This window comes from Nitratireductor sp. GCM10026969, from assembly GCF_042660605.1.
Classification (GTDB): domain Bacteria; phylum Pseudomonadota; class Alphaproteobacteria; order Rhizobiales; family Rhizobiaceae; genus Chelativorans.
On record NZ_JBHSUM010000135.1, the window covers coordinates 1 to 11625 of the forward strand.

Consider the following 11625-nt stretch of genomic DNA (forward strand, 5'->3'; position numbering starts at 1 on the left):
TGGCGGGAGCCGGGACCGACGCCAGCCGCGGCGCCGCCGTCATCACCAGCCGCGTTTCGGTGGAGATGGTGCAGAAGGCGGCGGCGATCGGCGCGCCGGTTCTCATCGCCGTCTCCGCTCCGACCGCGCTCGCCATCCGCACTGCGGACGAATGCGGCGCCACTCTGGTGGCGCTGGTACGCGGGTCGGAGTTCGACATCTTCACCCATCCCGAACGCATTCACAACGGAGCAGCCAGACATGTCGCATGAAGCAGGCAGGCCCAGCGAAGAAAAGCTCGTCTACATGGCCAACCAGATCGCCTGCTTTTTCGAAGTAATGGATCATGAGGAAGCGGTCGCAGGTGTCGCCGACCACATCAACAAGTTCTGGGAGCCCCGCATGCGCCGGCAGCTTTTCCGGATCATCGAGCGCGGCGGCGACGGCCTGAAGCCGCTCGTCCTAAAGGCGGCAAAACAGATCAATCAACTGGAGGACATGCGCGCTTGAGAAGCGCATGCGCGCTCAAAACTCCTTCGTCAAACCGAGAGAGAACGAGAAGACGGGATCCGGATCGCTGGCCGCCACGAGATCGGTGTTGAAGCCGAAGAGCACGTCGAAATCCCGCTCCGTGCGGTTGCGGTAGACCAGTCCGAAGCGCAGCGGCAGATCCGTGTCGGCCAAGTCCACAGCGATGTTCTCGTAATGGATCGTGCCGTCGGCATCGCGGCCGACCGGCAGATTGACCTCGGCCTCGCCGGCAACGGCGCTCGGTCGCATCCCGCCGTAGAAATCGATCGTGTCGCGTTCCGTCAGCACGCCGCGGCGGCGGGCAGAAAGGCCACCGCTCGCATAGGCAAGGGCGCCATAATCTACCAGCGCGTGGGGAGCGTCGCTCACGAAGCCGCTTCCGAATTCGGCATAGGCGCCCACCGACCAGGCGCGCGAGATTGCCGTGCTGACACTGATGCCGGCGGCCGCATTGGCCGTGTTCCGGCCGGCGAGAAAGGGACCGCGCGTTTCACTGCCGAAGAAGCCGGCGCCACTGTGCCCGAAGGAGAATGAAATTTCGCTGGCGAACTTGTCGTTCGCGGTAATTCGTGAAAGGGAGAAGGCAGCTTCACCCCCCTCGTGTTTGTGCGCGACCTGGCCGGAAAACTGGAAGAACGTGCCTTCGTCAGCCGGAAAGACGTGAGAAAACGCCGTGTCCGAGTCGAAGCCGGCGAGCGTCTGCGAGAAAAAGAGCTTCGGCACCGCGACGTCGTGCAGGGTGCGGGGCAGGTCGCTCCCGTTTTCGACGAAGGCGAAGCTGGCGGCCATTTTCTCCACGTTGCGCGCCATCTGCCGGGCATCGGCCACGCCCTTTCCCGCATTGACGGAGGTTTCGCCGCCGAGCTTCCCGCCCGGGACATAGAAGTCGGTGCCGAGGGCGTCGACCACCATCACCTTGCGGCCGGCGATCGCCTTGGCGATGCTGTTGCCGACGACGGGGCCCGCCGTGGCGATGCCGCCCGAGAGGCTGGTGCGCTGCGCGCTGTAGACATTCTCGCCGCTTGCAATCGACAGACCGCCGATGGGCGAAAGGGCCGCCTTCATGTCCGGGACGCCGTGGCCGTAGAGGCTGGAATAGTTGCGGCTCACGCCCGGGGCGAAGGTCGACGTGCCGGAGACCGTGTCCTGGAAACCATCCCAGTCCCGCCGCGCCGTGGCCAGCAGGCGCACCGTCCACTCCTCCGGCGAAAGATTGGGGAACGCCTGGGCGATGAGCGCGACCTGCCCGGCGACCTGGGGTGCCGCGAAGGACGTGCCGGTGGTGAAGGCATAGGATGTGTCGTCGTCGGCGGTCGGCGCGTAGACCGTTCCGTCGCTGGTCACGCAGAAAGCTGCGGCGGAGCCGCACGGTGCGGACAGGAGTTCGGCATCGAGAATGCGACCGTCGCTTTCATCGACCGTGAACAGCGCATTGCTGGCGACGAGCCAGGCCTCCGAAAGCTCCGGCACGAACAGCGGAAGCCCGGCCCAGGCGGATGCGTCGCCCAAACTGGGGTCGTTGGAGTTGGCCAGGACGACAACGCCCGTCTCCTGAAAGCGGTCATAGGCATCGAAAAGGCCCCGCCACTCGGACGGCGTGCCGCCCCTCTCGCCCGCGATATAGGTGGCATAGTCGCTCGTGCCGGAACGCGCGAACGCCGCCATCTCCTCGCTGGCGGCGGTCTCCGGCGCAAATCCCCAGGAATTGTTCTGCACCACCGCGCCGAGGTCGGCTGCATGGTCCGTGGCCGCCGTCAGGTGATCCAGGATGTCGTTCCCGCCGACATCGGCCCACGAGGTGAGGTGAAGGTCGGCTTCGGGAGCGACGCCCATGATGCCCGCCCCGTCCGCCCGGCCGGCGGCGATGCCGGCGACGGAGGTGCCGTGGTCCTCCACTGCAAAACTTGCGCCGCCGATGAAGCTGTGAAGCGTTTTCCCGGCGAATTCCCGATGAGTGCGGCGAAAGCCGTCGTCCACCACGGCAATCAGCGTGCCTTGCCCGCGCAGCTTCGTACCATTGGAAAGCGTGGCCGTGTGGGCGTAGTGGATGTTCTGCAGCGCGTAATTGGAGGCGCTGGCACAGTCCGGATTGCTCGTGCCGTCGCAGACCGGCGGCAGGCCGGCAGCCTGGCGCAGCCACTCCTCATAGCTGGGCGGCGGATCTACGCGGTTGAACTCCGCGCCCTCGGCATAGGCTGCTGCCGCCGTCTCGTCCAACGCCGGATAACCGGTTCCGCCAGGCGTGGAAGGTGGCGTGCCGTCATCGAACGTGGAATCGCCGCCGCCTCCATCGCTTCCGCCCCCGCACCCGGCGGCTAGAAGGCACAATATGCCAGCAGTGGAAGAATACCGGAATCCCAAGTGCTTCATCCCCTCTCGTGGCGCCCATTCCCCTCGCGGGCGCATTTTTTAACAGTGCTGCTGAATTTTCTGTAAAGCAAACGGAAGTCAAGATGCAGTCGCCGACGCCGGACACAAAACCCTGCCTTATGCCAGAGCATTTTTGCAGCCAAGTGGAATCCACGAATGTGAGCGCGCCCTGCTCTAGTCGCCGCGCCGAAAGCCGGCTGACGGGAACTCGGTGGCGAAGGAACACGGTCAGCCCGGCCCATCGATGCTGGCAAGAAGCGCTTTCAATTCGCCCAGATGGGCGAGCTCGCGAAAACGGTCCTCACCCGCGGGCGCTTCCGCGTGTTCGACCTCCCACGTCAGGTCGTGCGGCACGAAGACGCCCCAACTTCCGGCGCGGATGGCCGGAATGACGTCGGATTTGAGCGAATTGCCCACCATCATGCTCTTCTCCGGCCCGTTGCCGTGCCGGGCGAAGACCCGTGCATAGGTCTCGGGCGTCTTGTCACTGACGATCTCGACGCCGTCGAAATAGTCTCCCAGCCCCGATTGGGCGAGCTTGCGCTCCTGGTCGAACAGGTCGCCCTTGGTGATGAGGACGAGTCGGTAGTCGCCGGTGAGCGCCTGAAGCGTCTCGACCGCATGCGGCAGCGGCTCGATCGGGTGCGCCAGCATTTCCCGGCCGATCTCCAGGATATGCTCGATGGTCGCCGCCGGTGCCTTTCCCTCGGTCACCTCGATGGCGGTCTCGATCATGGAGAGAATGAAGCCCTTGATGCCGAAGCCGTAGATCTTGAGGTTGCGCTTTTCCGCCGCCAGCAGGCGGGCGGAAAGGTCGTTGCGCGCGGCATGTTCGGCAAGCAACTCGGCAAAGCGCTCCTCGGTAAGACGGAAGAAGCGCTCATTGTGCCAAAGCGTGTCGTCGGCATCGAAACCGATCGTCGTCAGTCGCACGGGTCGATCCTCCATCCATAAAATGAATGGATAGCGCATCGCCGCGTGCGCGCCAACCGCCGCGGTATCTACACGTAGGGCAGCTTGCCGAGCGCGGAATAATGGCTGTTGAGGTCGTCGAGCCGGGCCATCTCCTCCTCGCCGAGCGCGAAGTCGAAGACCGCAATGTCTTCCTCCAGATGCTCGCGCTGGTTTGCCTTGGGCAGCGGCACCGTCCCATGCTGGAGGTTCCAGCGGATGAGCACCTGCGCCGGCGATTTGCCGTGGTTCTTCCCGATCGCCTCCAGCGTGTCGTCGTCCAATCGCCTGGCGCGGGTCAACGGACTGTAGGCCTGGATGACCATCTGGTTTTCATCCGCGTGCGCCTTCACCGCCATGGAATGGCCGAAGGGGCTCCACTCGATCTGGTTGACGACCGGCACTTCCCCGGTTGTCCGCACCAAGGCGTCGATGAGACCGGTAGGATAGTTGCTGACGCCGATGTCGCGCGTAAGCCCCTCTTCGCGGGCGCGGATCAGGCCTTCCCACAGCGCCTCGCCCGCCCCGCTTCTCGGCGGGCGGTGGATCAGCATCAGATCGGCATAGTCGAGGCCGAGTTCGTCCACGTTCTTCTTTGTCGCCGCGAAGGCGTCGTCGGTTTCCTCGACCTTGGTGACGAGATAGAAATCCGACCGTTTCGCGCCCGCCCGGCGGATGCCCTCGCCGATGCCCGGTTGGGTCCCGTAGTCGCCGGATGTGTCGATCATCGGATAGCCGAGCGCGATCGCCGCGGCGATCGTCTCGGCCGTGTCTTTCGTCAGTTGCCAGGTGCCGAGCCCGAGAAGAGGCATTTCATTGCCGGTGCGCAGCGTGATGCGGGATGCTGGATCCATGGAAGAGTCTCCGCAGGTTCGAAGCCGCTTTGCCTGTTCCAACTTCCCCGGTGCGCCCGTGTTCCAGCGCCCCGCCTGCTCTCAGTTCAGCGCCACCTGCTCGCCCGGAAGATCCAGGGAAAAGGCCGGGATGTCGACCTCGAAGAGGTCGCCCTGCCTGGTGCGCATGGTGTAGCGGCCGACCATGATGCCGGAGGAGGTCGTCAGTGGACAGCCTGAGGTGTACTGGAAGCTATCGCCCGGCTCCAGCTCCGGCTGCTCGCCGATCACCCCTTCGCCACTCACCTCCTGCACCCGGCCGAGCCCGTCGGTAATGTGCCAGTAACGCGAGATCAGCTTGACGGTGTCCTGGGAGAAATTGGCGATGGTGACCTGATAGGCCCAGACGTAGCGGCTTTCCTCCGGGTCCGAGTGGTCGGGCAGGAAGAATGGCTCGACCCGCACTTCTATGTCGTGGGTTACGGCTCGGTACATCTGTCTCGCGCCACCTGCCGGCCGCCTGTCGGGGGCCTGACGATATTGTGACATCTGATATGTGTCGGGCAAGACTATAGATCAACGCGGGACAGCCAGAACGGAGCCGGAATGTGATCGACGGGTGGGGAAAACGCAAGCTCGAGCCGCTTCTTGCCAAGGTCGCCGCATGGCTGGCGTCGTTCGGGGTAACGGCCAATGCGGTGACCGTGGCAAGCCTGGCGGCGGGACTGGCCGCCGGTGCCGCGGCCGCCGCCGGCCAGTTTTGGGTCGCGCTGGCGCTCGTCCTTTTAAGCCGCCTGGGCGACGGGCTGGACGGCGCGGTGGCGCGCGTCAAGGCGCCGACGGACTTTGGCGGCTACATCGATATCGTCTTCGATTTCGTCTATTACGGCGCCGTGCCCCTCGGCTTCATCTTCCACGATCCCGCTGCCAACGGCATCGCCGGCGCGTTCCTTCTCTTCGCCTTCTATGTCAACGGCGCGAGCTTTCTCGCCTTTGCGGCGATCGCCGAGAAGCGCGGCATGCAGACCCTGGCCCGCGGCGAGAAATCCTTCTTCTTCACCACCGGGCTCGCCGAGGCCGGCGAAACCCTGATCGCCTTCGTGCTCGCCTGCCTCTGGCCCGCCTGGTTCCCGGTCATCGCCTGGACCTTCGCCGTGATCACCCTCTACACCGCCGTCGCCCGCATCGTGCTGGCGGCGCGCGCATTCCGGTAGCCGAGTGGCTACACGCGCGAAAGCGCCCGGTCGAGATCGGCCAGGAGGTCGTCCGTGTCTTCCAGCCCCAGCGACAGGCGCAGTGTTCCCGGCTTGATGCCGGCCTCCGCCCGCGCCTCATCGGAAAGGTTCTTGTGCGTGGTGGTGGCGGGATGGGTGATCAGGCTCTTGGCATCGCCCAGATTGTTGGAGATGCCGATGATCTTCAGCGCGTTCTCTACCGCGTACGCGGCCTGCTTGCCGCCCTCGACGTCGAAGCAGACGAGCGTCGAGCCGCCCTTCATCTGCCGCGCCACGATCCCGGCCTGAGGATGGTCGCTGCGGCCGGGATAGATCACGCGCGGCACCTTCGGGTGTTCGGCCAGGTAATCGGCAACGCGGGAGGCGCTCTCCATCTGCTGGCGCACCCTGAGCGGCAGGGTCTCCAGGCCTTTCAGCAGCGTCCAGGCATTGAAGGGGGAGAGGCTGGGGCCCGTGTGGCGGAAATAGTCGTGCAGATGCTCGTCGATCCAGTCCTTGTCAGAGAGCACCACGCCGCCGAGACATCGCCCCTGCCCGTCGATGTGCTTGGTGGCCGAATAGACCACCACATGCGCGCCCAGTTCCAGCGGCTTTTGCAGGAGCGGTGTGGCGAAGACGTTGTCGACCACCAGCCGCGCGCCGATGCTGTCGGCAAGCTGCGCGATCGCGGCGATGTCGCAGACTTCCAGCGTCGGGTTGGTCGGACTTTCCAGGAAGAACAGCTTGGTGTTTGTGCGAACGGCGCTTTCCCACGCCTCGAGCGAGGCCCCGTCCACCAGCGTCGTCTCGATGCCGTAGCGCGGCATCAGCGTCTCCACCACCCAGCGGCAGGAGCCGAACAAAGCGCGCGCGGCGACTACGTGGTCGCCCGCCTTCAGCGAACACAGAAGCGCCGCCGAGACCGCCGCCATGCCGGAGGCCGTCGCACGCGCGTCCTCCGCCCCCTCCAGCATGCACATGCGCTTTTCGAACATGTCCACCGTGGGGTTGGCATAGCGCGAATAGATGAAGCCCGGCTCTTCCCCCTTGAAGCGCGCTTCCGCCGCTTCCGCGCTGTCGTAGAGGAAGCCCTGGGTGAGGTAGAGGGCCTCGGAGGTTTCACCGAAATGCGAGCGCAGCGCGCCGCCATGTACCAGGGCGGTCTGCGGTTTCCAGTCGTCGTTGTTATCGTCGGTCATGGTCTCTGCTCAAAATAAAACCGGCCGCGAAAGGCGCGTGCCGGTGAGCATTGAGCGCGGCCTTTTAGCGACTTTTTTTACGTGGCTGCAAGCCGACCGGCCAAATCACCACGGGATAAAGCCTCTTTAGGCGCAGCATGTCCTTGCGTCAAGCGCATGGCGCAGTAAACCTCCCCGGTCAAGCTTTTGATGGAGTTTCGCGTGGCCATGACGGGCATTCTGCCGGATAGCGAGATCGCCGCGCTGTTCGAGGACGGCGCACTTGCCGCCGCGCGCCCGCTCGATACGGACCAGATCCAGCCGGCAAGCCTCGACCTGCGCCTAGGAGAGGTTGCCTATCGCGTGCGCGCCAGCTTCCTGCCCGGTCCCGGCCATCGCGTGACCGATAAGCTGGAGCGGCTGAAACTGCACCAGTTCCGGCTCGAAGAGGGTGCGGTGCTGGAGGTCGGCTGCGTCTACATCGTGCCCTTGATGGAGCACCTGGCGCTTCCCGATGACATATCGGCCTCGGCCAACCCGAAGAGCTCGACCGGCCGGCTCGACATCTTCACCCGCGTCATGACGGACAACGGCCAGGAGTTCGACAAGATCGCCGCCGGCTATTCCGGCCCGCTCTATCTCGAGGTCAGCCCGCGGACCTTCCCGATCGTCGTACGCCCCGGCTCGCGCCTTTCGCAGATCCGCTTCCGCAGGGGCAATGCGCTGCTCACGGAAGACGATCTCGCCGCGCTGCACGAGCGCGAGACGCTGGTGGCCTCCGAAAGGCCCAACATCTCGGGCGGCGGCATCGCCCTTTCGATCGACCTGCGCGGCGCCAACGGCGGCCTGATCGGCTACCGCGCCAAGCATCACACGGGCCTTGTCGACGTCGACCGCAAGGCGGCCTACGCGGTGCCGGAATTCTGGGAGCCCCTTTACAATCACGGCACGAACGACCTCGTGCTCGACCCGGACGAGTTCTATATCCTCGTCTCGCGCGAAGCCGTGCACGTGCCGCCGGCCTATGCCGCGGAGATGACGCCCTTCGACCCGCTGGTGGGGGAGTTCCGCGTCCACTATGCCGGCTTCTTCGATCCCGGCTTCGGCCACTCCGCCGCCGGCGGCACGGGCAGCCGCGCCGTGCTTGAGGTCCGCAGCCACGAGGTGCCCTTCATCCTCGAGCACGGCCAGATCGTCGGCCGGCTGGTCTACGAGCGCATGAGTACGCTCCCGGAAACGCTTTACGGCACCGGACTCAAATCCCACTACCAGGGCCAGGCGCTGAAGCTTTCAAAGCACTTCCTTCCGGGCTGAGTTTACGACTGCCTCTCCTTGCTGAGTGCCCGCACCTCTTCGCGCAGCGCCCGGACCTCATGCAGGATCGCCTCCTGCTCCTCCTGCAGCGCGCTGCGCTCGGCCGAGGCCTCGGCGTCGTGCTCGGCCTGCATGGCCGAGACGATGATGCCGATGAACAGGTTGAGCACCGTGAAGGTGGTCGAGACGATGAAGGGGATGAAGAAAAGCCAGGCCCACGGAAAGACCTCCATCACCGGCCGCACGATGCCCATGGACCAGCTTTCCAGCGTCATGATCTGGAAGAGCGAATAGGCCGAGCGTCCGATCGTGCCGAACCAGTCGGGGAAGGCCGCGCCGAAGAGCTTCGTCGCCATCACCGAGAAGACGTAATAGACCAGACCGAGCAGGAGCATGATCGATCCCATGCCCGGCAGGGCCGCCACCAGGCCGCCCACGACGCGCCTCAATGACGGTACGATGCTGACCAGCCGCAGCACGCGCAGGATGCGCAAGGCCCGGAGCACCGACAGGTTGCCGGTCGCCGGAACGAGCGCGATGCCCACGACGAAAAGGTCGAAGATGCGCCAGGGATCGTGGAAGAAGCGCTGCCGGTAGACGGCCATCTTGACCGAGAGCTCGACCACGAAGACGCCGAGGATGAAGCGGTCGATCGCCAGGAGGAGGGGCCCGGCGGCTTCCACGGCCGTGGGCGAGGTCTCCAGCCCGAGCGTGATGGCGTTGATGACGATGAGGACGGTGATCGCCGCCTCGAAACGGCGGGATTCGATAAATTCTCTGAGCGCGGTCACGGGCGGCATCGTCGCTTGTTGTGGGACTGCGCACAGGTGGTACGTGATCGCGCTCGCGTCAAGCCGGATCAACGTCATGGGCGAGAAAGGCGGCCGGTCCGCCCGCCTTTCGGGCAGTCTGGTGCCGCCCTGCATCTTGAGGGTGATCGCATTCCTCTCAGGCGAAGAAGGGCATCAAGAGGTTTGGAGCGGTTGAGCCTGCGCCATCGGTGCCGCCGTTTTCAGCCGCAGAGCCGGCTTTTCCACCAGGTGCCAGGAAAGATAGGCGAGGAGCGCCGTCGCCGGCAGCGCCAGAGTCGTCATCTCATAGCCCGACAATCCGTCTCCGACGAACGCCCGGATGACCTGCGTGACCGGCCAGCCGTAGAGATAGACGCCATAGGAAATGTCGCTCCGGGTCCTGAGCCAGGTAAACGGTTTGAACTCGACGGCGCCGAGCCAGATGAGCGGATACGCCGCGAGATAGCAGAAGGTCTCCGGCAGGACCTGGAAATGGACGGCCGGGACAAATCCGAGTGCAAACAGCGCGGCGATCCATCCCCGCGGTTTGTGGAACTGCACCAGCCAGTTCATGATGATGCCGCAGCACAGCGACGGAAGGACGAACAGCAGTGCGCCGAGCCACTCGACGGAAACGGTTTTGCCGTAGGCGACCGAAAGCCCGATCACACCGCAGGCGATCAGGAGAGCGATGATCTGCCGCCGTCCTTTCAGGAGCGACATCACCATCAACACCGCGATCAGGGCATAGCCGATCACCTCCAGCCGGATCGTCCACAACACACCGTTGGCGATGCCCGGCAGATAGTCCTCCTCGCCGGACGGCGGGTAGAACGCGACATTGGTGAAATACAGGTTGTCGGTGTGCAGGAAGATCACCTGCATTGCCCGGCTCAGGATTTCCGGGTCCAGTACGAATGCCACCGCGCCGTCGGTCGCGAAGGGCGGGCAGATCACATAGACGATGAGAAGCGTGCTGACGGCCAGAGCCGGTGCGATCCTCAAGAAACGCTTTCGGAAATAGTCGGCGAGCCCCGCCGAGCGCTTCGCGCTTTCGGTCACCAGAAAACCGCTGAGAATAAAGAAGATGAAGACGCCGTAGACGCCGGCGACCAGCCCGGTTCCGTGCAGCGGTTCGGTTTCTTCCGATCCGGTGGCGATCAGGAATGCATGGGAGAACACGACGGAAGAAGCCGCGACAAGCCTGAGCGTGTCGAAATTGGGATACCGAACGGAGGACATCGTGTCTTCTCGAGCTCAACAGTTTGCTATCACAGATAGAGATGAATAATTGAAGTCACCTAAAACTATATGAAAAGCAACTGCAACAATGCCGTTTGGCGTCGCTGTGGCGCGTTCCTGCCGGTGGAAAAGACGTGATTGCCTCCGCATACCAACCTGCGGGGAGGGAAGTGCAGGAGATCGGGGCTGTCAGGGACTTGGAGCGGGTAGCGGGAATCGAACCCGCGCGTTCAGCTTGGGAAGCTGACAGGCTACCATTACATCATACCCGCAGTGCCGGTCTTGGTAGCCGAATCTGTCCGCCTTCGTCAATTCGATTCAAGACGTGCCGTTGCCGTTCCCGCCGCCCCGCTTCCGGCCTTCGCCGAAGCGCAAAGGGGCGGCGAATAGGAATTGCCGGGCGCTCTCCGCCCGGCGCGGCGAAGGCCTATTCGGCTTTCATGGCGTGGTTCATCACGTGAAAGATGAAATTCTGCTCGACCGAACCGGCCATGAGATGCGCCCATGGGCCTTTCGACCAGGCGGCCACGTCGGCGCCCGAATGGGTTTCCGCCTCCATGGGGATCAGCGCCTGCTGATGAAAATCGGGATCGAGCGCTTCCTCCTGGGAAAGCACCGCGCGCGTGCCGAAATAAGTGTGGTCGGCCTGTTCGGTGAGCACCGAGCCGGCACCGTTGAGGTAGCCGATCACCGTATAGGGCTTTCCATCGGCCGCCAGTTCGGGCTTTCCCGTATGGTTCACCTGGCCCGAGGCAATGCCCATGCACAGGCCGGTGATCGGCGTGCCGCGGCCGCAATATCCGTTGAAGGAGAGGCCGTGGTCGTGATCGGCCGTGACGATGATCAGCGTATCGGCATCGTCGGTCATCCGGTCGGCCAAGGCGACCGCCTCGGCAAAGGCTGCGCCGTCCTTGAGTGCGCGATGGGCGTTGCCGGCGTGGTTGGCCTGGTCGACGCGCCCGCCTTCGACCATGAGATAGAAACCCTCCTCGTCGTTCTTGAGGCGGGTGATCGCGGCTTCGGTCATCTGCGCCAGTGAAGGCTCGCTGTCGGGGCGGTCTTCCTCGAAATTCATGTGGCTGTCGTTGAAGAGGCCGAGAAGCGGAAAGGCGCCCTCGGCGCTTCCCAGGGAGGACGCGTCGGTGACCACGGTTGCGCCGGCCTCTTTCGCCCGCGCCAGGAGGTCGACCGCGTCCTCGCGGGCGGACGCGCCGCCGAACGG

General features: G+C 64.5%; 12 protein-coding genes, 1 tRNA gene and 1 riboswitch. Of the genes, 4 read left to right on the forward strand and 9 right to left on the reverse strand.

Annotated features, from left to right (window positions below; all coding sequences use genetic code 11):
- Positions 1-251, forward strand: a 251-nt coding sequence (locus ACFP9U_RS19825) for a formate dehydrogenase accessory sulfurtransferase FdhD (protein WP_378624104.1), incomplete at its 5' end; no start/stop codon positions are given.
- Entirely contained in the window at positions 241-489 is a 249-nt protein-coding gene (locus tag ACFP9U_RS19830) for a formate dehydrogenase subunit delta (protein WP_378624105.1), read from the forward strand. The genes ACFP9U_RS19825 and ACFP9U_RS19830, both read left to right, overlap by 11 nt.
- Positions 490-504: 15 nt before the next feature.
- On the opposite strand, the gene ACFP9U_RS19835 is transcribed toward ACFP9U_RS19830, so the two are convergent.
- The 4 genes from ACFP9U_RS19835 to apaG all read right to left on the reverse strand — a co-directional run bounded on the left by ACFP9U_RS19835 (position 505) and on the right by apaG (position 5159).
- Entirely contained in the window at positions 505-2727 is a 2223-nt protein-coding gene (locus ACFP9U_RS19835) for a S8 family peptidase (protein ID WP_378624107.1), read from the reverse strand.
- A gap of 381 nt (positions 2728-3108) precedes the next feature.
- On the reverse strand, positions 3109-3828 hold the full coding sequence (locus ACFP9U_RS19840; RefSeq protein WP_378624118.1) for an HAD family hydrolase: 720 nt from the start codon (positions 3826-3828) through the stop codon (positions 3109-3111).
- 53 nt (positions 3829-3881) lie between these two features.
- Positions 3882-4685 carry an aldo/keto reductase gene (locus ACFP9U_RS19845; RefSeq protein WP_378624108.1) on the reverse strand — a complete coding sequence of 268 codons (804 nt, stop codon included), beginning with the start codon at positions 4683-4685 and terminating at the stop codon, positions 3882-3884.
- An 81-nt stretch (positions 4686-4766) separates the two neighbouring features.
- Positions 4767-5159: a Co2+/Mg2+ efflux protein ApaG gene (gene apaG, locus ACFP9U_RS19850; protein WP_322450960.1), complete on the reverse strand. Its 393-nt coding sequence runs from the start codon at positions 5157-5159 to the stop codon at positions 4767-4769.
- Between the two features lie 113 nt (positions 5160-5272).
- On the opposite strand from apaG, the gene ACFP9U_RS19855 reads away from it, so the two are divergent.
- The gene (locus tag ACFP9U_RS19855; RefSeq protein ID WP_322450959.1) at positions 5273-5878 is read left to right on the forward strand and encodes a CDP-alcohol phosphatidyltransferase family protein; all 606 of its coding nucleotides are present in this window, start codon (positions 5273-5275) and stop codon (positions 5876-5878) included.
- An 8-nt stretch (positions 5879-5886) separates the two neighbouring features.
- On the opposite strand, the gene ACFP9U_RS19860 is transcribed toward ACFP9U_RS19855, so the two are convergent.
- The gene (locus tag ACFP9U_RS19860) at positions 5887-7077 is read right to left on the reverse strand and encodes an O-succinylhomoserine sulfhydrylase (protein ID WP_378624110.1); all 1191 of its coding nucleotides are present in this window, start codon (positions 7075-7077) and stop codon (positions 5887-5889) included.
- A 44-nt stretch (positions 7078-7121) separates the two neighbouring features.
- Positions 7122-7199, reverse strand: a riboswitch (SAM riboswitch).
- Between the two features lie 79 nt (positions 7200-7278).
- On the opposite strand from ACFP9U_RS19860, the gene ACFP9U_RS19865 reads away from it, so the two are divergent.
- Positions 7279-8370: a 2'-deoxycytidine 5'-triphosphate deaminase gene (locus tag ACFP9U_RS19865; RefSeq protein ID WP_378624112.1), complete on the forward strand. Its 1092-nt coding sequence runs from the start codon at positions 7279-7281 to the stop codon at positions 8368-8370.
- Between the two features lie 2 nt (positions 8371-8372).
- On the opposite strand, the gene ACFP9U_RS19870 is transcribed toward ACFP9U_RS19865, so the two are convergent.
- The 4 genes from ACFP9U_RS19870 to ACFP9U_RS19885 form a co-directional block, all read right to left on the reverse strand.
- Positions 8373-9170: an ion transporter gene (locus ACFP9U_RS19870; protein ID WP_378624114.1), complete on the reverse strand. Its 798-nt coding sequence runs from the start codon at positions 9168-9170 to the stop codon at positions 8373-8375.
- 165 nt (positions 9171-9335) lie between these two features.
- On the reverse strand, positions 9336-10403 hold the full coding sequence (locus tag ACFP9U_RS19875; RefSeq protein ID WP_378624115.1) for an acyltransferase family protein: 1068 nt from the start codon (positions 10401-10403) through the stop codon (positions 9336-9338).
- A 198-nt stretch (positions 10404-10601) separates the two neighbouring features.
- Positions 10602-10675: transfer RNA gene (locus ACFP9U_RS19880), tRNA-Gly, on the reverse strand.
- 155 nt (positions 10676-10830) lie between these two features.
- On the reverse strand, positions 10831-11625 hold a 795-nt coding region (locus ACFP9U_RS19885), incomplete at its 5' end, for an alkaline phosphatase (protein WP_378624117.1).

What these genes read in the sequence shown, in the direction of transcription:
- ACFP9U_RS19830 (WP_378624105.1), top strand. Translation starts at nt 241, where the DNA reads ATGTCGCATGAAGCAGGCAGGCCCAGCGAAGAAAAGCTCGTCTACATG.
- ACFP9U_RS19840 (WP_378624118.1), bottom strand. Translation starts at nt 3,828, where the DNA reads ATGGAGGATCGACCCGTGCGACTGACGACGATCGGTTTCGATGCCGAC.
- ACFP9U_RS19845 (WP_378624108.1), bottom strand. Translation starts at nt 4,685, where the DNA reads ATGGATCCAGCATCCCGCATCACGCTGCGCACCGGCAATGAAATGCCT.
- apaG (WP_322450960.1), bottom strand. Translation starts at nt 5,159, where the DNA reads ATGTACCGAGCCGTAACCCACGACATAGAAGTGCGGGTCGAGCCATTC.
- ACFP9U_RS19860 (WP_378624110.1), bottom strand. Translation starts at nt 7,077, where the DNA reads ATGACCGACGATAACAACGACGACTGGAAACCGCAGACCGCCCTGGTA.
- ACFP9U_RS19870 (WP_378624114.1), bottom strand. Translation starts at nt 9,170, where the DNA reads ATGCCGCCCGTGACCGCGCTCAGAGAATTTATCGAATCCCGCCGTTTC.
- ACFP9U_RS19875 (WP_378624115.1), bottom strand. Translation starts at nt 10,403, where the DNA reads ATGTCCTCCGTTCGGTATCCCAATTTCGACACGCTCAGGCTTGTCGCG.